Origin of the sequence: Streptococcus oralis subsp. dentisani, assembly GCF_002860905.1 — a bacterium.
GTDB lineage: Bacteria > Bacillota > Bacilli > Lactobacillales > Streptococcaceae > Streptococcus > Streptococcus oralis_BA.
Genome location: NZ_PKIG01000002.1, coordinates 319,278 through 342,535, shown reverse-complemented (window position 1 = coordinate 342,535; position 23,258 = coordinate 319,278). Strand labels below are relative to the sequence as shown.

The 23,258-nt window shown below is 40.3% G+C and carries 16 protein-coding genes and 1 other RNA gene; 11 read left to right on the top strand and 6 right to left on the bottom strand.

Features of this window, described 5'->3' with window-relative positions; genetic code table 11:
* Position 1 precedes the first annotated feature (1 nt).
* Positions 2-5,323, top strand: a complete 5,322-nt coding sequence (locus CYK16_RS04695) for an SIALI-17 repeat-containing surface protein (RefSeq protein WP_101776727.1) — start codon at positions 2-4, stop codon at positions 5,321-5,323.
* Between the two features lie 301 nt (positions 5,324-5,624).
* Here CYK16_RS04695 and CYK16_RS04685 read toward each other — a convergent pair whose 3' ends face one another.
* On the bottom strand, positions 5,625-6,908 hold the full coding sequence (locus CYK16_RS04685; RefSeq protein WP_180948741.1) for a uracil-xanthine permease family protein: 1,284 nt from the start codon (positions 6,906-6,908) through the stop codon (positions 5,625-5,627).
* A gap of 204 nt (positions 6,909-7,112) precedes the next feature.
* Positions 7,113-7,826, bottom strand: a complete 714-nt coding sequence (gene rsmG / locus CYK16_RS04680) for a 16S rRNA (guanine(527)-N(7))-methyltransferase RsmG (RefSeq protein ID WP_101776724.1) — start codon at positions 7,824-7,826, stop codon at positions 7,113-7,115.
* A 93-nt stretch (positions 7,827-7,919) separates the two neighbouring features.
* Between rsmG and CYK16_RS04675 the strand changes: the two genes are divergently transcribed.
* Complete coding sequence (locus CYK16_RS04675) at positions 7,920-8,480, top strand: LemA family protein (RefSeq protein ID WP_000219846.1); 561 nt, start codon at positions 7,920-7,922, stop codon at positions 8,478-8,480.
* Position 8,481: 1 nt separating this feature from the next.
* Positions 8,482-9,381 (top strand): zinc metalloprotease HtpX, encoded by a 900-nt coding sequence (gene htpX / locus CYK16_RS04670; RefSeq protein ID WP_101776723.1) that lies wholly within the window; start codon positions 8,482-8,484, stop codon positions 9,379-9,381.
* A 490-nt stretch (positions 9,382-9,871) separates the two neighbouring features.
* On the opposite strand, the gene rlmB is transcribed toward htpX, so the two are convergent.
* Positions 9,872-10,600 carry a 23S rRNA (guanosine(2251)-2'-O)-methyltransferase RlmB gene (gene rlmB / locus CYK16_RS04660; RefSeq protein ID WP_000855761.1) on the bottom strand — a complete coding sequence of 243 codons (729 nt, stop codon included), beginning with the start codon at positions 10,598-10,600 and terminating at the stop codon, positions 9,872-9,874.
* Between the two features lie 44 nt (positions 10,601-10,644).
* A complete protein-coding gene (gene def, locus CYK16_RS04655; protein WP_101776722.1) occupies positions 10,645-11,256 on the bottom strand; it encodes a peptide deformylase in 612 nt (203 codons plus the stop codon).
* Between the two features lie 174 nt (positions 11,257-11,430).
* On the opposite strand from def, the gene CYK16_RS04650 reads away from it, so the two are divergent.
* The 4 genes from CYK16_RS04650 to ssrA all read left to right on the top strand — a co-directional run bounded on the left by CYK16_RS04650 (position 11,431) and on the right by ssrA (position 14,645).
* A complete protein-coding gene (locus CYK16_RS04650; RefSeq protein ID WP_080983794.1) occupies positions 11,431-12,750 on the top strand; it encodes a CapA family protein in 1,320 nt (439 codons plus the stop codon).
* A 21-nt stretch (positions 12,751-12,771) separates the two neighbouring features.
* Positions 12,772-13,599: an HAD family hydrolase gene (locus tag CYK16_RS04645; RefSeq protein WP_101776721.1), complete on the top strand. Its 828-nt coding sequence runs from the start codon at positions 12,772-12,774 to the stop codon at positions 13,597-13,599.
* A gap of 1 nt (position 13,600) precedes the next feature.
* Positions 13,601-14,236 carry an SGNH/GDSL hydrolase family protein gene (locus CYK16_RS04640; RefSeq protein ID WP_101776720.1) on the top strand — a complete coding sequence of 212 codons (636 nt, stop codon included), beginning with the start codon at positions 13,601-13,603 and terminating at the stop codon, positions 14,234-14,236.
* A 61-nt stretch (positions 14,237-14,297) separates the two neighbouring features.
* Positions 14,298-14,645: a transfer-messenger RNA gene (ssrA, locus tag CYK16_RS04635) on the top strand.
* A 170-nt stretch (positions 14,646-14,815) separates the two neighbouring features.
* Here the strand turns inward: ssrA and CYK16_RS04630 are convergent.
* Together CYK16_RS04630 and CYK16_RS04625 are read right to left on the bottom strand one after the other, a co-directional pair.
* Entirely contained in the window at positions 14,816-15,163 is a 348-nt protein-coding gene (locus CYK16_RS04630) for a thioredoxin (RefSeq protein ID WP_101776719.1), read from the bottom strand.
* Between the two features lie 111 nt (positions 15,164-15,274).
* Positions 15,275-16,993, bottom strand: a complete 1,719-nt coding sequence (locus tag CYK16_RS04625) for a phospho-sugar mutase (RefSeq protein ID WP_004254235.1) — start codon at positions 16,991-16,993, stop codon at positions 15,275-15,277.
* A 153-nt stretch (positions 16,994-17,146) separates the two neighbouring features.
* On the opposite strand from CYK16_RS04625, the gene CYK16_RS04620 reads away from it, so the two are divergent.
* The 4 genes from CYK16_RS04620 (at position 17,147) to ligA (ending at position 23,224) form a co-directional block, all read left to right on the top strand.
* The gene (locus CYK16_RS04620) at positions 17,147-19,048 is read left to right on the top strand and encodes an ABC-F family ATP-binding cassette domain-containing protein (RefSeq protein ID WP_101776718.1); all 1,902 of its coding nucleotides are present in this window, start codon (positions 17,147-17,149) and stop codon (positions 19,046-19,048) included.
* Between the two features lie 2 nt (positions 19,049-19,050).
* Positions 19,051-19,914 (top strand): Rgg family transcriptional regulator, encoded by an 864-nt coding sequence (locus tag CYK16_RS04615; RefSeq protein WP_000400537.1) that lies wholly within the window; start codon positions 19,051-19,053, stop codon positions 19,912-19,914.
* Positions 19,915-19,993: 79 nt separating this feature from the next.
* Positions 19,994-21,172: an MFS transporter gene (locus CYK16_RS04610; RefSeq protein ID WP_101776717.1), complete on the top strand. Its 1,179-nt coding sequence runs from the start codon at positions 19,994-19,996 to the stop codon at positions 21,170-21,172.
* Positions 21,173-21,265: 93 nt separating this feature from the next.
* Positions 21,266-23,224 (top strand): NAD-dependent DNA ligase LigA, encoded by a 1,959-nt coding sequence (ligA, locus tag CYK16_RS04605; RefSeq protein ID WP_101776716.1) that lies wholly within the window; start codon positions 21,266-21,268, stop codon positions 23,222-23,224.
* Positions 23,225-23,258: the final 34 nt, after the last annotated feature.

Here is a 23,258-nt window from a genome sequence, read left to right as displayed (position 1 = left end):
ATTGTCATTATTAAAAAAAGATAAATTTTCCATTCGGAAAATAAAAGGTATTGTTGGTTCAGTATTTCTTGGGAGTCTTTTATTTGCACCCTCAGTTGTGGGGGCATCCACATATCACTACTTGGATTATGCTAATTTGACGCAAAATGAACGTGCTCACCTGAAATCAGGTACTCCTGATGAATCAAAAGAGTCATATGCCTTGATTTATGAAAAAGACGCATTACCAAACACAGGAAGTTCTCAATCTATTATGACTGTATTTGGTTTATTGACCATCGCTAGTATTGTTGTAGTTATTACAAAAGATAAGAGAAATAAAAAAATAGCTACATTTTTGATTGTAGGGGCGACAGGTTTAGTTACACTATCAACTACTTCAGCACTTAATTTGAATACTAACATTCATGAGTCTGGTCGTGATGGTGTGTTGCAAATTTCTGGTTACAGATATGTTGGTTACCTGGAGCTTGATGATAGAACTGTTTTGTCGGTTTCTCCGGCATCAACTGTTTCGCCAGTTGAGCAACCCAAAGTTGTGACAGAGAAAGGCGAATCTAAGGTTCAACCAGCATTACCAGAAGCGGTTGTGACTGATAAAGGGGAACCAGAAGTTCAACCAACATTACCAGAAGCGGTTGTGACTGATAAAGGGAAACCAGAAGTTCAGCCAGCGTTACCAGAAGCTGTTGTGACTGATAAAGGGAAACCAGAAGTTCAGCCAGCGTTACCAGAAGCTGTTGTGACTGATAAAGGGGAACCGGAAGTTCATGAGAAACAAGAATATACAGCTCCAATTGACGGTAATCTTGTTGAACCAGAAGTTCATGAAAAACCAGCATACACGGAACCTGTAAGCACCACAGGAGTAGATGAAAACGGAAACTTGATTGAGCCACCTGTTATTGACATTCCAGAGTATACTGAACCAATATCTACAGTTTCAGAAGTTGCACCAGAAAGAGAAGAGTTGCCTTCTTTACACACTGACATTCGTACAGAGACTATTCCTAAAACGACTATAGAAGAATCTGATTCTACCAAATTTATAGGCGATGATTCTGTTAAACAAGTTGGTGAGGATGGCGAACGTCAAATTGTTACTAGCTATGAAGAGTTACATGGCAAAAAAATCAGTGAACCAGTTGAAACCGTAACTGTGTTAAAAGAAATGAAGCCTAAAATTCTTGTAAAAGGTACAAAAGAAAAGCCTAAAGAAAAAACAGCTCCCGTTTTGACTTTGGAACGAACAGATACAAATGTATTAGACCGCTCCGCAAATCTTTCTTATCATTTAGTTAATGCAGATGGAGTCAAGATCAATAAAATTACTGCGACAATTAAAGATGGAAATGAAATTGTCAAAACAGTAGATTTAACTTCAGAGCAATTAAATAAGCAGGTAGAAGATTTAAAATTCTACAAGGACTATAAGATAGAAACCACTATGACCTATGACCGTGGTAAGGGAGAAGAGACTGCAACATTAGAAGAGAAGCCACTTCGCTTGGATTTGAAAAAAATTGAGTTGAAAAACATTGCCTCAACAAATCTTGTAAAAGTTGAAGAAGATGGAACAGAAACATTGAACGACTTCCTGACTGAGACACCAACAGAGACCGAAAAATACTATCTCAAAGTGACTTCTCGGGATAACAAAGTGACTCGTTTAGCAGTTGATAAAATCGAAGAGATTAATCAGGCTGGCCAAGTTCTCTACAAAGTAACCGCAAGAGCTGTTGACCTTATTCAGCATACTGATCCAAGTAAGATACGAAATGAGTACGTTTATTACATGGAAAAACCACGACCAAAGGTTGGAAATGTATATTACAACTTCAAAGAACTCATTGAAGATATGCAGAAAAAACCTGATGGTGAGTTTAAACTTGGGGCTGACTTAAATGCAACTAACACACCAACCCCGAACAAATCATATGTGACGAATGTGTTCAAAGGAAAATTATTGAGTGATGGAAGTAATCACTTCACTATCCATAATCTAGCACGGCCATTATTTGCAAGAGCTGAAAATGCTCACATCCATGACATTAATCTGGGTAATGTAAACATAAACATGCCTTGGGCTGACCGAACAGCACCACTCGGTGAAAACTTTAAGAATTCAACAATAGAAAATATCAAAGTGACTGGCCAAGTTGTTGGTAACAATGATGTGACGGGTATGGTGAACAAACTTGACGAATCCATCATGCGCAATGTTGCTTTCATTGGTAAAATCGAAAGTGTGGGTAACAAAGGTTGGTGGTCTGGTGGACTTGTCAGCGAAAGTTGGCGAAGTAATGTTGATAGCTCTTATGTAGATGCAAATATTAAGGCAAACAACGCCAAATTCGGTGGACTGATTGCGAAAATCGACCACGGTGTAAACCCTATGGATGTAAAACAAAAAGGTCACTTGACTAAATCCGTTGTTAAAGGATCCATGACTCTCAAAACAAATAACCAAAGCGGTGGACTCATTCACGATAACTACAATTGGGGATGGGTTGAAAACAACATCAGCATGATGAAAGTAAACAATGGTGAAATCATGTACGGTTCCGGTTCAGTGGATTCGGGCGACCCAGACTTTGGATTCCATTACTTCAAGAACAATGTATATGTGAAAGATGTTGCGTCAGGCAATGTTTCATATGAACGTTCAAAACAAATTCAGGGTGTAGATCAATCTGAAGCTGATAAACGTATCGCAACCTTCAATATCACTGCTGATAAGTATGAAATCACAGATCCTCTTGTGAATAGACTTAACAACCTAACAACTCGTGATAATGAGTATAAAACAACTCAAGATTATGACGCAACGCGTGAGCAGGCATACCACAACATTGAGAAACTACAGCCCTTCTACAATAAAGAATGGATTGTAAACCAAGGTAACAGATTGGCTACAAGTTCAAACCTAATGACTAAAGAGGTGTTATCTGTAACAGGTATGAAGAATGGTCAGTTTGTGACGGACTTATCAGATATTGATAAGATTATGGTTCACTATGCGGATGGCACTAAAGAAGAAATGGTAGTTACCGCTAAAGCTGATTCTAAAGTAGCTCAAGTAAAAGAATATGATGTAGCAGGTCAAAACATTGTCTATACACCAAATATGGTTGTTAAAAATCGAGACAAACTGATTGCAGATGTGAAAGAAAGACTTTCAAGTGTTGACCTAATTTCAGCTGAAGTACGCGCGTTAATGGATATACGTAAGAAGGCAGAAGAAAATACAGATGCTCGTAAAGATGGATATATTCGTAATCTATACTTAGAAGAAAGTTTTGCCGAAGTGAAGCAAAATCTAGATAAGTTAGTCAAATCCTTGATCGAAAATGAAGACCATCAATTGAACGGTGATGATGCCGCGATGAAATCGCTACTCAAGAAAGTAGAAGATAACAAAGCTAAAATCATGATGGGTCTAACTTATCTTAATCGTTACTATGATATCAAATATGGTGATTTGAGTATCAAGGATATGATGATGTTCAAACCTGATTTTTATGGTAAAACACCAAGTGTCATCGACCGTTTGATTCAAATTGGGTCAAGAGAGCATTTCTTGAAAGGTGATCGTACACAAGATGCCTACAAAGAAGTGATTGCTGGTTCAACTGGTAAAGGTGATTTACGTAGCTTCTTAGACTATAACATGCGTTTGTTTACAGAAGATAAAGATTTGAATGACTGGTTTATTCATTCTGCGAAAAACGTTTATGTAGTAGAACCTGAAACAAGCACAGAAGCCTTTAAAGATAAGCGACATCGTGTATTTGACGGTTTAAACAATGACGTTCACGGTCGTATGATTTTACCATTGCTCAACTTGAAGAAAGCCCATATCTTTATGATTTCAACCTATAACACGATGGCTTATAGCTCATTTGAGAAATATGGTAAGAACACTGAAGAAGAACGTAAGGAATTGAAGAAACGTATTGATGAAGTCGCTAAAGCGCAACAAACTTACTTAGATTTCTGGTCTCGTTTAGCTCTTCCAAGTGTTCGTAACAAACTTTTGAAGAGCGAATATATGGTGCCAACACCTGTTTGGGATAATCAATCTTATGCAGGAATTAAAGATGCAAATCGTCAAGGTTATGGAAAAGGTGGAGCCGTGGTATCTCCTATTCGTGAACTATTCGGCCCGACTGACCGTTGGCATCAAGTTAATGGAGCTATGGGAGCGATGGCAAAAATCTACGAAAAACCGTGGAAAGATGAGCAAGTATACTTCATGGTAACCAATATGCTTGACCAGTTTGGTATTTCTGCCTTCACACATGAAACCACACACATTAATGACCGTGTAGCTTACTTTGGAGGACATAACCATCGTCAAGGTACGGATTTGGAAGCCTTTGCTCAAGGTATGTTACAAACTCCTGATAAGTCAACAACAAATGGTGAGTATGGTGCATTAGGTATTAACATGGCCTACCATCGACCAAATGATGGAAACCAGTGGTATAATCCAGACCCTGACAAACTTCAAACACGCGACCAAATCGACCACTACATGAAGAACTACAATGAAGCTATGATGATGCTTGATTATGCAGAAGCTGAAGCTGTGCTTCCTAAGGTTAAAGGTGACAATAGTAAGTGGTTCAAGAAAATTGACCGCGAAACACGTCGACCTATGGATAGAAATAAACTAGGTGCTCCTCACCAATGGGACAAAGTGCGTGACTTGACAGATGCTGAGAAAGCAACCAAGCTGGAAACCATCGATGACTTGGTAAATAATAATTTCATGACCATTCACGGAAATCCAGGCAATAAAGTCTTCCACCCAGAGGACTTTGGTACAGCCTATGTCAATGTTAATATGATGGCGGGTATTTACGGTGGTAATACGAGTCCAGGTGCCCCCGGTTCTCTATCCTTCAAACATAATGCTTTCCGTATGTGGGGTTACTTTGGCTATGAAAATGGATTTATCGGATATGTATCTAGTAAATACCAAGGTGAAGCGGATAAACAAAACCAGGGTAGATTGGGTGATGATTTCATTATCAAAAAAGTTTCAAACAACCAATTCTTAAACCTTGAAGATTGGAAGAAACATTGGTATCATGATGTGAAAGCCAGAGCTGAAAAAGGATTCACAGAGATTACAATTGATGGACAAACCATTCACAATTATAACGAATTGAAAGCCTTATTCGACAAAGCTGTCACAGAAGACCTCAAGAAAGCTGGAAACTACTCAAATACTGAGAATTTGAAATCCAAAGTATTCAAAGCCCTTCTTAAAAACACAGACGGTTTCTTTAACCAACTGTTTAAAAAAGACATTTAAATGTTTAGAATATAAAGGGAACAGTTTTTTGCTTCCTCTGAAAAGTCATCATTTGATGGCTTTCAAAAAGCACCTCAAAAAAGGTATTGCCAAGTTGCAATACCTTTTTTTGAGGCTCTTTTATCTTGTCCTTGTTTCAATTGACGATACCACATTATGTACTGTTTTGCTTCATTTTATTATAAAAGGACTTAGTCCTGTGCAGTACAGAACTAAATCCTTTCAATAATTATTTGTGCAACTTTTTGGGGTTAGTAAAGAGAAGCTCGTTTTTGTTCATTCTCTTTCTGTGTCAAGTCTCTTAATCTTTATTTTCGTATGGCAAGATCAAGTTCAAGATGATTCCTGTCATGGCTGATAGGGCAGTACCTGAAAGGGTAACTGGACCGAGTTTAAGGATAGCTCCTCCAAGTCCAAGTACCAACATAGCACTTGCGATGATTAGGTTACGCATTTGACTGAAGTCTACACGTTCTTTGATCAAGACTTTCAAACCATTACTTGCGATAACTCCATAGAGAAGGATAGACATACCACCAAGTACAGCATTTGGAATGGTTGAAATCAAGGCAGTGAATTTACCAAGGAAGCTAAGGGCAATTGCGATGAAGGCAGCGTTACGGATAACTGAGACAGAAGCGATACGAGTCATACCGATAACCCCTGTATTTTCTCCGTAAGTTGTATTGGCTGGTCCACCAAGGAAGGCAGAAACTGAAGTTGCGATACCGTCACCAAGAAGAGTACGATGAAGACCTGGTTCTTTCAAGAATTGACGGCCACAGATTTGACCCAAAACAGTATGGTCTCCGATATGTTCAGAAATTGTTACGATAGCGATTGGCAAGATGGCGATGGTTTCTGGACCAAAGTAAAGATTGTATTCTTTAAAGGCACCACCAGTGCTAAATGGCAAGTAGAAACCAGGAATTTCAAACCAGTTAGCTTTCAGAACTGGTGTAAAATCCACCAAGCCAAGAGTTAGTGCGAAGAGGTAACCACCGATAATGGCAAAGAGGAAAGGAATGATTCGTAGGAAGCCCTTTCCTTTAGTATTGATAAAGGCAGCAATCAAGAAAGTAACAACCGCTACAAGAGCATTTTTCCAATTTCCGTCCGCTACAAGTCCAGCGTTAGTAACTGCTGAACCTGCAAGTCCAAGACCGATAACGATGATCATAGGACCGATGATGATTGGTGGCAAGAGTTTATCAATCCATTTTGTACCTGCAAAACGAACACTTGTAGCCACAAGGACATAGACCAAACCAGTCAAGATAACCCCTGTTTGAGCAGCAGATACATCACCACCCATTTCTTTCATAGCAAGTGACATTGCTGTGATAAAGGCAAATGAAGAACCTAGATAAACTGGAACTTTAAAACCAGTTGAAATCATGTAGATGAGTGTTCCAACACCTGAAGCAAAAAGGGCAACAGATACAGGCATTCCCAAAATCAATGGTACCAAGATAGTCGCCCCAAACATGGCGAAAACGTGTTGGAAACTAAGGAGAATTCCTTTTCCAGCCGAAGGACGTTGGTCAACGTCTAGTAATAAATCAACAGTTGATTCTTGTTTCATATAAACCTCACTTTTGGGCATCAAAAAAGAGCCCATTATTTTACAGCAATAGGCCCTCAGAGTAAGACTTCTTTAAAATCTAGACTTTAAAGAGTTTCAAATATTTCTGCGTCTTCGTCACCTCACGGGATGACATTAAAAACCTTTGCTTGTGATAGTATAGCAGAAATTACAAACTTTGTAAATATTTTTTTACTAAAAAATTTAAAGCGGGCGTTTATTTGGCATGCCAGCCTTTCTTGGGTATTTGTTGGGCGTTTCTTTTTTCTTTTCTACCACTGTGATATAACGCGGATCTCCATTTGGTAGGGCGTAGCTTAGATTGTCTTCGACTTTACTAAAAAGGAGGTTGAGGGCATTCTTAGCTTCAAGTAACTCCTCAGGCGCATTGCTGGCCTTGAGTGCTAATAGTTTGCCACCAACTTTAAGGTAAGGAATTGTCAATTCAGATAGGACTTGCATACGGGCAACCGCACGAGCCGTTACAAAATCATACTGAGCACGGAAGTTCTTGTCTTGGGCAAAGTCTTCTGCACGTCCATGGTAGAAGTGGACACCGTCCAAATCCAGTTCTTGAGCTAAAAGTTGGAGGAAGTTGATGCGCTTGTTGAGAGAATCAATGATGGTCACATCTAACTGAGGATAGAGGATTTTCATTGGTAGACTAGGAAATCCTGCCCCGGCTCCAATATCAAGCAATTTGATATTTTCATTGGGAATCAAGCCTTGCAGAATAGGTGCAATCGAATCGTAAAAATGTTTGAGATAAACTTCATCCTTGTCCGTAATGGCTGTTAAATTAATCTTTTCATTCCACTCGACCAAGAGCTTAAAATAACGTTCAAATTGTTCTTTTTGCTGGTCCGAAAGTGGAAGATTCTGCTCGGCCAGCAAGTTGTAAAATGTTTCTGGTTTCATAGTTATTTCCTTCTTTAGTATCATCTTATTTTACCACAATCATAAAAAATTTGATATACTGGTACTAACCTAAAAGTAGAAAGGACTTATATCATGACTTGGATTATTCTTGGAGTTTTGGCTCTTGTTGTTATTTTTGTGATTGTTAGCTATAACGGTTTGGTTAAGAATCGTATGCAAACAAAGGAGGCTTGGAGTCAGATTGATGTTCAGTTGAAACGTCGAAATGACCTCTTGCCAAACTTGATTGAAACTGTAAAAGGTTATGCCAAATATGAAGGTTCTACCCTTGAAAAGGTGGCAGAACTGCGTAACCAAGTGGCAGCAGCGACTTCACCAGCAGAAGCTATGAAAGCTAGTGATGCCCTCACTCGTCAAGTTTCAGGTATTTTTGCAGTTGCAGAAAGCTATCCAGACTTGAAAGCTAGTGCCAACTTTGTTAAATTGCAAGAGGAGTTGACAAACACAGAAAATAAAATTTCTTACTCTCGTCAACTTTATAACAGTGTTGTCAGCAACTACAATGTAAAATTAGAAACTTTTCCAAGCAATATTATCGCTGGAATGTTTGGATTTAAAGCAGCAGATTTCCTTCAAACACCAGAAGAGGAAAAGGCAGTTCCTAAAGTTGATTTTAGCGGTTTAGGTGACTAAAATGTTGTTTGATCAAATTGCAAGCAATAAACGAAAAACCTGGATTTTGTTGCTGGTATTTTTCCTACTCTTAGCTCTGGTTGGCTATGCGGTTGGTTACCTTTTTATGCGATCTGGGCTTGGTGGTTTGATTATCGCACTGATTATCGGCTTTATCTATGCCTTGTCCATGATTTTTCAATCAACAGAGATTGTCATGTCCATGAATGGAGCGCGTGAGGTTGATGAACAAACGGCACCAGACCTCTACCATGTAGTGGAAGATATGGCTATGGTCGCTCAGATTCCTATGCCCCGTGTTTTCATCATTGATGATCCAGCCTTAAACGCCTTTGCGACAGGTTCTAACCCTCAAAATGCGGCGGTTGCTGCGACGTCAGGTCTCCTTGCTATCATGAATCGCGAGGAGCTAGAAGCTGTTATGGGACATGAGGTTAGTCATATTCGTAATTACGATATCCGTATTTCGACTATTGCTGTCGCTCTCGCTAGTGCTATCACCATGCTTTCTAGTATGGCAGGTCGTATGATGTGGTGGGGTGGCGCAGGTCGTAGACGAAGTGACGATGATCGAGATGGAAATGGCTTAGAAATCATTATGCTCGTGGTTTCACTACTAGCTATTGTTCTGGCACCTCTCGCTGCAACCTTGGTGCAACTAGCTATTTCTCGTCAGAGGGAATTTCTAGCTGATGCTTCCAGTGTCGAGTTGACCCGCAATCCTCAAGGGATGATTAATGCTCTACGTAAGTTGGATAATAGTAAACCGATGAGTCGTCCTGTCGATGATGCCAGCAGTGCACTTTATATCAATGATCCCAAAAAAGGGGGAGGATTCCAAAAACTATTTTATACCCACCCACCTATCTCAGAACGGATTGAGCGTTTGAAACATATGTAAAATTTGCCTATACAATCCTAAAAAATGAGCATTCTCGCAGTTGGATATGCTCATTTTCTTATATAAGGAACTCAGAAATCAATTTGTTATGATACAACTTATATTCTTCGAAAATCTCTTCAAACCGCATCAGCTTCACCTTGCCGTACTTAAGCCCAGCCTGCGGCTAGCTTCCTAGTTTGCTCTTTGATTTTCATTGAGTATTAGAATTTCTTTAGGAAACTTCGTTCAGAACACATGATATATCGAAGAAGAATCTAGTATCTATGTCAAATGGAGGAGGGCAACTGATCTCGTTTTTCGCAAATTAGAGAATATTTTTGGCGTGCTCAGAGTGTGTGTTAGAGACAAGTAGGCCAGTGTAGTAGAACTTGGATTCATCTTAATGAGCATGGGGTTTACAAAATTGTCCAAGAATTCAATCTACAAATCAGTTATTTAAAAATCACTGTGTGCTTTTAGTTAGAAGTTAGTTTTTGTCCAGCCTCTTTTATAGGCGATTTCGGAAAACTTCATACATAAGAATGGCTGCAGCAACACTGGCATTGAGGCTTTGAACATGTCCATTCATAGGAATGGTAATCATTTCATCAACCTGTTTTTTGATGTTGCTAGAGATACCTTTTCCTTCGTTTCCGATGATGAGGGCGATTTTCCCTTTTGTATTCCACTTGTGGCACGGAGTACCGTTCATATCTGTTCCAAAGGTCCAGAAGCCTTCATCCTTGAGTTTGTCTAGAGTTTGACTGAGGTTGGTTACTCGGGCAATCGGAACGTGTTCAATAGCACCTGTGGCCGTTTTAGCAACGACAGGAGTAACTCCGACAGCACGGTGTTTGGGAATGATGACACCTGAAACATTGGTCGCATCGGCTGTTCTCAGGATGGATCCTAGGTTGTGAGGGTCAGTTAAGCCATCCAGAATCAATAGAAGTGGATTTTCTTCTTGGCGTGCTTTGGCAAGGATGTGTTCTAATTCGCTATAGGAAAATTCAGACACTCGTAGAACAAAACCTTGGTGGACAGCACCTTCAGTCATCTCAGAGAGGGATTTTTTTGAAGTCCAAGAAATGGATACCTTCTTTTCTGTAGCTAGTTCCTTGACTTTCTCAACATTCTTACCTCGGAGATCTTCTTGGAGGTAGAGTTTGTTGCCAGTGTTTGCAAGGAGGGCTTCGGTAACGGCGTGGACGCCATAGACAATATCATTTGTTTTCATGTCTCTATTATAACACAAAACCCCGTCTTGCAACGGGATTTTCTTTATTCTAGAATTAGTAAACCATCTTTAACTGCAAATGGGTCTTTTTCATTGATACGATCGTAAAACATGATTCCGTTGATGTGGTCAATTTCATGCTGAACAACGATGGAGTTATAACCTTTAAGTTTGATACGGTGTTTTTCCCCATCTTTGTCAAAGTAGTCAACAGTAACGCGGGCATGGCGAACTACGTAGCCAGGCACGTTACGATCAACAGACAGGCAACCTTCTCCTTCACCAAGAGCAGCGTCTTGAACAGAGTGCGAGACGATTTTTGGATTGTACATAATGGCTTGCAAGTCGTAGGCATCCTGTGGAGTTTCACCTTCTTCGACAATATTAGGTACCAAAACAGCGATAATGCGTTTTGAGATATCCAATTGAGGAGCAGCCAGTCCAACCCCACCGCGGAGTCCCAATTTTTCAGCCATGACAGGATCTTGGGAATGTTTGAGGAATTGCATCATCTTTTCACCAAGGATGATTTCCTGATCAGATAGGGGGAAAGTAACTTCCTCAGCAACTGCGCGTAGAGTTGGGTTCCCCTCGCGGATAATATCGTTCATATCAATCAAGTGAGCAGCTTTTGTAATACGTTCTATAGCAGACATTTTCTCTCCTTTCATTACCTCTACATGATATCACAAAATGACAAGGATTGAAAGCATTACGGCATTAAGCTTATATAGAAAATACCTAGCAGGTTCGATTCAGTTGTGAAAGAATTTCTTATCTGTGATATAATAAAAAGAAAAGGCTTGCATAAGAAAGTAGGGAGAATGAAGATGCAAAGAAGACAAGATAGAAATCAGAGTGGTTCAGCTTTTCGTTTTATGAGGGGGTTTGTAAACTTTTTTAGGAGTTATCGTAAGTGGAGTAATAAGGGATTTGTGGCGATACTTTTGCTAGCAGTTGCTTTATCAATGGGCTTGGTCTTGTTGTTTGAAAGTTTCCAAGGCCTGCCTCTGACCAGTCAAAAACGAGATACTATTTATCAAGAAGGAACTAAGAAAGAGTCTCAGGAGCAGGAAGAGGAAAAAACTGCTAGAATTATGGCTCATGGTGATTTGCTTTATCATGATATTCTTTACTTTTCAGCAAAAAAGGATGATGGAACCTATGATTTTCATGAGAATTTTGAGTATGTGACACCTTGGCTTAAGCAAGCAGACTTAGCTATTGGTGACTTTGAAGGGACCATTAATAAGGATCATTATTTAGCAGGTTATCCTCTCTTTAATGCTCCTGCTGAAGTTATGGATGCTATTAAGGATGCAGGTTATCATGTTCTAGATTTGGCTCATAATCATATTTTGGATTCGCAAATTGAGGGAGTTATTTCAACGGCCGATATTATTGAGAAGGCTGGAATCACTCCAATTGGAGTTTATACACACGAGCCACGTGATCAGGCTCCGCTGGTCATTAAGGAAGTGAATGGTATCAAGGTTGCACTTTTGGCTTATTCTTATGGATTTAATGGAATTGAGCAAAATATTTCTCAGGAGGATTATAATCACTATCTTTCAGATTTAGATGAGAATAAAATGAAGTCTGAAATTGAACGGGCGGAAAAGGAAGCAGATATTACCATTATCATGCCACAAATGGGTGTTGAGTATCGCATAGAACCGACTGAAGAGCAAAAAGCTTTATATCACAAGATGATTGATTGGGGAGCAGATATTATATTTGGAGGTCACCCTCACGTAGTTGAACCATCTGAAACGGTTGAAAAAGATGGGGACAAGAAACTCATTATCTATTCAATGGGGAACTTCATTTCAAATCAACGAATTGAGACCATGGAAGGGGTAGAAAATGCTAAGTGGACTGAACGTGGCGTGCTCATGGATGTGACTATTAAGAAAAAAGCCGGTAAGACGACAATCGAAACTGCCAAAGCGCATCCTTCTTGGGTAAACCGTACACCAAAAGGAACCTATTCTCCAGAAGGTTATCCACTCTACCTTTACCAAACCTACATCTTAGAAGATTTTATCGAGGGTGGTAGTCATCGTGACCAGTTAGATGAAGCGACTAAGGAACGAATTGATACAGCTTATAAAGAAATGAATGAACATGTGGGATTGAAGTGGGACTAGCTTAAATCCAGAGGAAAGAAAATGACGATTAAAGTAATTGCGACAGATATGGATGGGACCTTGCTGGATGCTAGAGGCCAGCTTGATCTCCCACGACTGGAAAAGATTTTAGATCAGTTGGATCAGAGGGGTATTCGTTTTGTCATCGCGACGGGGAATGAAATTCACCGCATGAGGCAACTACTGGAGCACTTGGTGAATCGAGTGGTTCTGGTGGTTGCTAATGGTGCTCGTATTTTTGAAAACAATGAACTGATTCAGGCTCAGACTTGGGATGATGCCATTGTTGATAAGGCTTTGGCTCATTTCAAGGGTCGAGAATGTCAGGACCAGTTTGTTGTAACGGGGATGAAGGGTGGTTTCGTCAAAGAAGGTACGATTTTTACAGATCTTGAAAGTTTTATGACTCCAGAAATGATTGAAAAATTCTACCAACGGATGCATTTTGTGGATGAGTTAACCTCTGACCTCTTTGGTGGGGTTCTCAAGATGAGCATGGTTGTTGGTGAGGAGCGTTTGAGTTCGGTCTTGGCAGAGATTAATGACCTCTTTGATGGCCGTGTTCGGGCTGTTTCGAGTGGCTATGGTTGTATTGATATTCTCCAAGCTGGGATTCATAAAGCATGGGGCCTGGAAGAATTACTCAAGCGCTGGGACTTGAACCCCCAACAAATCATGGCTTTTGGTGACAGTGAAAATGATGTTGAAATGCTTGAAATGGCTGGAATTGCCTATGCGATGGAAAATGCTGATGATAAAGCCAAAGCTGTGGCTACTGCTCTAGCGCCAGCTAATAGCCAAGGAGGAGTTTATCAAGTCTTGGAAAACTGGTTAGAAAAAGGAGAATGAAGTGGCAGTACAGTTATTAGAAAATTGGCTCCTAAAGGAACAAGGAAAAATCCAAACCAAGTATCGTCACTTAAATCAGGTTTCTGTTCTAGAGCCTGATATCCTTTTCATTGGGGATTCCATTGTTGAGTATTACCCTCTACAGGAGTTGTTTGGGGCTTCGAAGACGATTGTTAATCGTGGAATTCGTGGCTATCAGACAGGGCTGTTGCTAAAGAACCTTGATGCTCATCTGTACGGTGGAGCAGTAGATAAAATTGTCCTTCTGATTGGGACAAATGATATCGGAAAAGATGTGCCTGTGAATGAGGCTCTTAATAATCTCGAAGCTATCATTCAATCCATTTCTCGCGATTATCCATTGACTGAGATTAAATTGCTTTCCATTTTGCCAGTCAATGAGGGAGAGGAGTACAAGCAGACAGTCTATATTCGCACGAATGAAAAAATTCAGAACTGGAATCACGCCTATCAAGAGCTTGCTTCTGCCTATATGCAGGTGGAATTTTTGCCAGTTTTTGATAGTTTGATAGACCAAGAAGGTCAACTAAAAAAAGAATATACAACTGATGGATTGCACCTTAGTGTTACTGGTTATCAGGTTTTGACCAAAGCCCTGAAAGACTATCTTTTTTAGTTAGTTGCTTTCTCTTTTGCATTTTTGAGTTAGATAAGGTATAATTGTTTTATTGTCTTTTGGGGTCGTTACGGATTCGACAGGCATTATGAGGCATATTTTGCGACTCGTGTGGCGACGTAAACGCTCAGTTAAATATAACTGCAAAAAATAACACTTCTTACGCTCTAGCTGCCTAAAAACCAGCAGGCGTGACCCGATTTGGATTGCTCGTGTTCAATGACAGGTCTTATTATTAGCGAGATACGATTGAGTCTTGTCTAGCGGCTTGATAAGAGATTGATAGACTCGCAGTTTCTAGGCTTGAGTTATGTGTCGAGGGACTGTTAAACTAATACATAACCTATGGTTGTAGACAAATATGTTGGCAGGTGTTTGGACGTGGGTTCGACTCCCACCGGCTCCATTATTCCTTTGCATTCTTTTGAATTCCTTGGTAAAACGTTGTTAAATCAACGTTTTTTATTTTTGTCTTTGGTATTTCTTTGCGAAAAAAGGATACAACATTTTTGTTGTATCCTAGAAATCTATGTACTTCACAAAGCGTTTTTGTGATTTTAAAACTTGTTAGCTGATTTTTTACAATCCTGCAAAATCTTTAATTTCTTGTGCTGACATTGAAGAGTCGCAACGGACATTTATTTGTCCATCTGCAATGTGAACAAAACCTGGTACAGTTGGGATTCCGTAGCGTGAGCGGAATGCTTGCAACTCATTGAGTTGGCTTGGTTCTTCACTATTGATGAAGTAGATGTGAGCTTTGGTTTCAGCTACGACACCTGCTAAAGTACCTGCAAATTTACGGCAGTAAGGGCAAGTTTTGCGACCAATAAAGAAGGTTGCAGTTTCTTTATTATCAAGAGCTTCTTGTGCACGCGCAACTGTAGTGACTTCAAGGTCTTTGATGTTATCTAAAAATTGTTCCATGAGATTACCTCGCTTTCATTGATAAGTCTAGTATGCCATAAAGTTTCTAAAATTGCTTAGATTTGATACGAAAAAAAGATGAGATTGATTTGTCTCATCTTTAATAGGATTTTATTTTACAAAAGCATTGATTTCTGCTTCGATGTTAGCAATCTTAGCTTGTGATTCTTCGTTGGTTTCCCCTACAACTGCAATGTAGAACTTGATTTTTGGTTCTGTACCTGAAGGGCGAACGGCAATCCATGAACCGTCAGCAAGTGTGTATTTCAACACATCACTTGGAGGAGTTGTCAAGTTTGTAACAGTACCGTCAGCTGCAGTAGCAGTTTGAGCTTTGAAGTCTTCCACGACAGTGATAGCTGTTGTGTTCCATTCTTTTGGAGCGTTGTTACGGAATTTAGCCATAATTGCTTTGATTTGTTCAGCACCATCGACACCTGAAAGGGTAACAGAGATAGTCTTTTCAGCATAGTAGCCGTACTCTTTGTAAATTTCTTCGATACCGTCAGCTAGTGTTAAACCACGTGAACGGTAGTAGGCAGCAAGTTCAGCAACGACAAGAACGGCTTGGATAGCATCTTTATCACGTACGAATGGTTTAATCAAGTAACCGAAGCTTTCTTCAAATCCCATCATGTAAGTGTGATTGTGTTTTTCTTCGAATTCTTGGATTTTTTCAGCAATAAATTTGAAACCTGTCAAAACGTTGAACATGGTTGCGCCGTAGCTTTCAGCAATCTTCGTTACCAAGTCAGTTGATACGATAGATTTACATAGGGCTGCATTTTCAGGAAGAGTTCCAGCGTTTTTGTGGGCTTCTAAGATGTATTTAGCCATGATAGCACCGATTTGGTTACCTGAAAGGTTAAGGTAGCTACCATCTTTTTGAAGAACTTCAACACCAACACGGTCAGCGTCTGGGTCAGTTGCAACAAGAACATCTGCACCAACTTGACGACCAAGTTCTTCAGCGAGGGCAAAGGCTGCTTGGCTTTCTGGGTTCGGAGATTTTACAGTTGAGAAGTCTGGGTCAGCAGTTGCTTGCGCTTCAACGACTTGAACAGAATCAAATCCTGCTTGGGCAAGAGCACGACGAGCCAACATTTCCCCAGTACCATGAAGTGGTGTGTAGACAATCTTCATGTCTTTACCGAATTCTTCAATCAAGGCTGGGTTGATGTTAACATCCTTAACTTCTTTGAGGTATTCTACGTCAACAGCTTCGCCGATAACTTCAATCAAGCCAGAAGCTTTTTCAGCTTCCACATCAGCAACTTCAACTGCAAATGGGTTTTCGATTGCACGGATATAAGTAGTCAAAGCGTCTGCATCGTGTGGAGGCATTTGTCCACCGTCTTCACCGTAAACCTTGTATCCGTTAAATGGCGCAGGGTTGTGGCTGGCTGTGACCATGATACCTGCGAAACAGTTGAGGTGACGAACTGCAAATGATAGTTCTGGAGTTGGACGTAGGCTTTCAAATACGTAAGATTTGATGCCGTGTTTAGCAAGAACTGCCGCAGATTCAAAGGCAAACTCTGGTGAGAAGTGACGGCTATCGTAGGCGATTGCGACACCACGTTCTTTTTCGTTTCCACCTTTTGACTCAATCAAACGAGCCAATCCTTCAGTAGCTTGGCGAACAACGTAGATGTTGATGCGGTTTGTACCAGCACCAATCAAGCCACGCATACCTGCAGTACCAAATTCAAGATTTGTATAGAAGGCATCTTCCTTTGTTTTTTCATCCATATTTTCCAAATCTTGACGAAGGTAGTCAGGAAGCTCCGCAAAATCAACCCATTTCTGGTAATTTTCTTGGTAAGACATTAAAATTCTCCTTTTTGTAAATTGTTTTAACCGTTCACATTATAGCACTTTTTAACATTTTAGTAAAACCTTAGCATAATTTTCAGAAAAGTAGTGACATATGCCTGTTTATCAAGTCTTGAATGCCTTAGGGAAACATGCTATACTACTTGTATGATTATTTTACAAGCTAATAAAATTGAACGTTCTTTTGCAGGAGAGGTTCTTTTTGATAATATCAACCTGCAGGTTGATGAACGAGACAGGATTGCCCTTGTTGGGAAAAATGGAGCAGGTAAGTCTACTCTTTTGAAGATTTTAGTTGGAGAAGAGGAGCCAACTAGTGGAGAAATCAATAAGAAAAAAGATATTTCTCTGTCTTACCTAGCCCAAGATAGCCGTTTTGAATCTGAAAACACTATCTACGATGAGATGCTTCATGTCTTTGATGACCTGCGTCGGACTGAGAAACAACTGCGTAAGATGGAGTTGGAGATGGGTGAAAAGTCTGGTGAGGACTTGAATAAGCTGATGTCAGATTATGACCGCTTATCTGAGAATTTTCGCCAAGCAGGTGGTTTCACTTATGAAGCTGATATTCGAGCGATTTTGAATGGATTCAAGTTTGACGAATCTATGTGGCAGATGAAAATTGCCGAGCTTTCGGGTGGTCAGAATACTCGTTTGGCTCTAGCTAAAATGCTCCTTGAAAAGCCCAATCTCTTGGTCTTGGACGAGCCAACCAACCACTTGGATATTGAAACTATTGCTTGGCTAGAGAATTACTTGATAAATTATAGCGGTGCTCTCATTATTGTCAGCCATGACCGTTATTTCTTAGACAAGGTTGCGACAATTACGCTAGATTTGACCAAGCATTCCTTGGATCGTTATGTGGGCAATTACTCTCGTTTTGTCGAGTTGAAGGAGCAAAAGCTAGCCACTGAGGCAAAAAACTATGAAAAGCAGCAGAAGGAGATCGCTGCTCTGGAAGACTTTGTCAACCGCAATCTAGTCCGAGCTTCGACGACCAAACGTGCCCAATCCCGTCGTAAACAACTAGAAAAAATGGAGCGTTTGGACAAGCCTGAAGCTGGCAAGAAATCAGCCAATATGACCTTCCAGTCTGAAAAAACGTCGGGCAATGTTGTTTTGACTGTTGAAAATGCAGCTATTGGCTATGATGGGGAAGTACTGTCACAACCGATTAACCTAGACCTTCGTAAGATGAATGCTGTTGCCATCGTTGGTCCAAATGGTATTGGGAAATCAACCTTTATCAAGTCTATAGTAGACCAGATTCCTTTTATCCAAGGTGAAAAGCGCTTTGGCGCTAATGTTGAGGTTGGTTACTATGACCAAACCCAAAGCAAGCTGACACCAAGTAATACGGTTCTGGATGAACTCTGGAATGATTTTAAACTGACACCAGAAGTTGAAATTCGCAACCGTCTAGGTGCCTTCCTTTTCTCAGGAGATGATGTTAAAAAATCAGTCGGCATGCTGTCTGGTGGCGAGAAAGCTCGTTTGCTTTTGGCTAAATTGTCTATGGAAAACAATAACTTCTTGATTCTGGATGAGCCGACCAACCACCTGGATATTGATAGCAAGGAAGTGCTAGAAAATGCCTTGATTGACTTTGATGGCACCCTTCTATTCATCAGCCATGACCGTTACTTTATCAATCGTGTAGCAACTCATGTACTGGAATTGTCTGAGAATGGTTCGACTCTTTACTTGGGAGATTACGACTACTATGTTGATAAAAAGTCTGAAATGGAAATTAATCAGGCTGAGGAAGCTTCAACTAGCAATCAAGCAAAAGAATCAAGTCCAGTTAATGACTATCAAGCTCAGAAAGAAAGTCAAAAAGAAGTTCGCAAACTCATGCGACAAATTGAAAATCTAGAAGCCGAAATAGAAGAGTTAGAAAGTCAAAGCCAAGCCATTTCTGAACAAATGTTGGAGACAAACGACGCCGACAAACTCATGGAATTACAGGCTGAGCTGGACAAAATTAGTCACCAGCAGGAAGAAGCCATGTCTGAATGGGAAGAATTATCAGAGCAGGTGTAAAGATGGAACATCTTGGAAAAGTATTTCGTGAATTTCGTACAAGTGGAAATTATTCTTTAAAGGAGGCGGCAGGGGAGTCCTGTTCAACCTCTCAGTTATCTCGCTTTGAGCTTGGGGAGTCTGACCTAGCAGTCTCGCGTTTCTTTGAGATTTTGGATAACATTCATGTAACAATCGAAAATTTCATGGACAAGGCTAGGGATTTCCATAATCATGAACATGTTGCTATGATGGGACAAATTATTCCGCTTTACTACTCAAATAATATTGCAGGTTTTCAAAAGCTTCAAGAAGAACAACTTGAAAAGGCTAAGAGTTCGACGACTCCCCTTTATTTTGAGCTGAACTGGATTTTGTTACAAGGTCTGATTTGTCAAAGAGATGCGACTTATGATATGAAGCAGGATGATTTGGATAAGGTAGCAGATTATCTCTTCAAAACAGAAGAATGGACCATGTATGAGTTGATTCTTTTCGGGAACCTCTATAGTTTCTACGATGTGGACTATGTCACTCGGATTGGTAGAGAAGTTATGGAGAGGGAGGAATTTTACCAAGAGATTGGTCGCCATAAGAGATTAGTTTTGATTTTAGCCCTCAATTGTTACCAGCATTGTTTAGAGCATCTTTCTTTTGACAATGCAAGCTATTTTGAGACTTATACAGAGAAGATTATTGGTAAAAACATTAATCTGTATGAACGAAATATTTTACATTACTTAAAAGGTTTTGCCTGGTACCAAAAAGGACAGTGTAAAGAAGGTTGTAAGCAAATGCAAGAGGCCATGCATATTTTTGACGTGCTAGGTCTTCCAGAGCAAGTAGCCTACTATCAAGAACACTACGAAAAATTTGTCAAAGATTAATTTTCCCAAATATGGGAAAAAGAAAGAAGCTCCTTTCGGTTTTGATACAATAGTTTCAAAATTTGAGAGGAGTTTTTATATGAATCGCTATGCAGTACAGTTGATTAGCCGTGGAGCTGTTAACAAGATAGGAAATATGCTCTATGATTATGGAAATAGTGTCTGGTTGGCTTCCATGGGGACTATCGGACAGACTGTTTTAGGAATGTATCAGATTTCTGAACTCGTCACATCTATTCTCGTAAATCCTTTTGGCGGAGTCATTTCAGACCGTTTTTCTCGTCGTAAGATTTTAATGACTACAGACCTTGTTTGTGGGATTCTTTGTCTGGCTATTTCTTTCATAAGGAATGACAGCTGGATGATTGGGGCTTTGATTTTTGCCAATATTGTGCAGGCTATTGCTTTCGCCTTTTCTAGACCAGCAAATAAGGCCATTATCACAGAATTGGTAGAGAAGGATGAACTGGTCCTCTACAATTCTCGTTTGGAGTTGGTCTTGCAGGTTGTCAGTGTGAGTTCCCCTGTACTCTCTTTTCTGGTTTTACAATTCGCAAGTCTTCGCATTACCTTGGTATTAGATGCCCTTAGTTTTTTTCTCGCTTTTGGCTTGGTAGCCTTGCTTCCAAAGAAAGAAGAGAAGACTTTGGGTGAGAAGAAACTTACATTCAAAGTTATTTGTGCTGATATCAAGGAGGGAGTTCACTATATTGTGAAGCAAAAGGAAATCTTCTTTTTGTTAGTCATGGCTTCAAGTGTCAATTTTTTCTTCGCAGCTTTTAATTATCTCCTTCCCTTTTCAAATCAGCTCTATGGAGTACAAGGTGCCTATGCCACTATTTTAACAATGGGTACTATTGGGTCTATTGTTGGGGCGCTACTAGCTAGTAAGATTAAAGCCAGTCTGGAAATGCTTCTGTTTTTATTGGCTCTGACTGGACTTGGAGTGATGATAATGGGATTCACTCTCCCATCCTATCTTGCTTTTTCAGGCAATTTCGTTTGTGAACTCTTTATGACGATTTTCAATATTCACTTTTTTACTCAAGTACAAACCAAGGTTGAAGGTGAATATCTGGGAAGAGTTCTCAATTCGATTTATACCTTAGCTATACTATTTATGCCTATTGCAACAGGTTTAATGACCTGGCTGCCAAGTGTCTATCTTTATTCTTTCTTGATTATAGGACTTGGAGTTGTTGTCTTATCTTTCTTAGCTCTAGGCTATGTTCGAACTCATTTTAAAAAAGAGCTATAAGTCTGTTTGAGTTTTAAAAATAATTCCAATCTAAGTGTTTTTTTCCGCCCTTCTCGTTTGTGAGGAGGGCTTAGTTTATGGTAAAATGGTTTTATGAATAAAAGAATGAATGAGTTAGTTGCCTTGCTCAATCGCTATGCGACCGAGTACTACACCAGTGACAATCCGTCGGTTTCAGATAGTGAGTATGACCGACTTTACCGTGAGTTGGTTGAGTTGGAGGCTGCCTATCCAGATCAAGTATTAGCAGACAGTCCGACCCATCGTGTTGGTGGCAAGGTTTTAGATGGTTTTGAAAAATACAGTCATCAGTATCCTCTTTATAGTTTGCAGGATGCTTTTTCACGTGAGGAGCTTGAAGCTTTTGATGCGCGTGTTCGTAAGGAAGTGGCTCATCCTACCTATATTTGTGAGCTGAAAATCGATGGCTTATCCATCTCGCTGACTTATGAGAAGGGGATTTTAGTTGCCGGTGCAACGCGAGGAGATGGTTCTATTGGGGAGAATATCACTGAAAACCTCAAGCGTGTTAAGGACATTCCTTTGACCTTGCCAGAAGAACTAGATATCACAGTTCGTGGGGAATGTTATATGCCACGCGCTTCTTTTGACCAGGTTAACCAAGCTCGCCAAGAAAATGGAGAGCCTGAATTTGCTAATCCTCGAAATGCGGCGGCAGGAACCCTGCGTCAGTTGGATACAGCAGTAGTTGCCAAGCGTAATCTTGCCACTTTCCTCTATCAAGAAGCTAGCCCTTCGACTCGAGACAGCCAAGAAAAAGTTTTGAAGCACCTAGAACAGCTCGGTTTTGTAGTCAATCCTAAGCGAATTCTGGCTGAAAGCATGGATGAAATCTGGAATTTTATCCAAAAAGTAGGACAGGAGCGAGACAATCTGCCTTATGATATCGATGGGGTTGTGATTAAGGTCAATGACCTTGCAGGCCAAGAAGAGCTTGGCTTTACCGTTAAGGCTCCCAAGTGGGCAGTAGCCTATAAATTCCCTGCTGAGGAAAAAGAAGCCCAACTCTTATCTGTTGACTGGACAGTTGGCCGTACTGGTGTTGTGACCCCAACTGCCAATCTGACTCCTGTTCAGCTTGCTGGGACAACTGTTAGCCGTGCGACTCTGCACAATGTGGATTATATTACTGAAAAAGATATCCGCAAAGACGATACGGTTATCGTCTATAAGGCTGGTGACATCATCCCTGCCGTTTTACGTGTAGTAGAATCCAAACGGGTTTCTGAAGAAAAACTAGATATCCCTACAAACTGCCCAAGTTGTGACTCTGACTTGTTGCACTTTGAAGATGAAGTTGCCCTTCGTTGTATCAATCCACGTTGTCCTGCCCAAATCATGGAAGGCTTGATCCACTTTGCCTCTCGAGATGCCATGAATATTACAGGACTTGGTCCATCTATCGTTGAGAAACTATTTGCTGCTAATCTGGTTAAGGATGTGGCGGATATTTACCGATTACAAGAAGAGGATTTCCTACTTTTAGAAGGTGTTAAGGAAAAGTCCGCTGCTAAACTGTATCAGGCAATCCAAGCATCTAAGGAAAATTCTGCCGAGAAGCTCTTGTTTGGTTTAGGCATTCGTCATGTCGGCAGTAAGGCCAGTCAGCTTTTACTTCAACATTTTCACTCGATTGAAAATCTGGCTCAGGCAGATCCAGACGAAGTAGCTAGTATTGAAAGTCTGGGTGGTGTGATTGCCAAGAGTCTTCAGACTTATTTTGCGACAGAGGGCTCTGAAATTCTGCTTAAAGAATTGAAAGAAGCTGGGGTCAATCTGGACTATAAAGGCCAAACTGTAGTAGCGGATGCAGCCTTGTCAGGTTTGACCGTTGTGTTGACAGGAAAATTGGAACGACTCAAACGCTCAGAAGCTAAAAGTAAACTCGAAAGCTTGGGAGCTAAAGTAACAGGCAGTGTTTCTAAAAAGACAGACCTTGTTGTTGCAGGAGCAGATGCTGGAAGTAAACTGCAAAAAGCACAGGAACTTGGAATTGAAGTTCGAGATGAAGCTTGGTTAGAAAGTCTGTAATGATAGTTTAAAACCAGAGTTTAGACAGTAAACT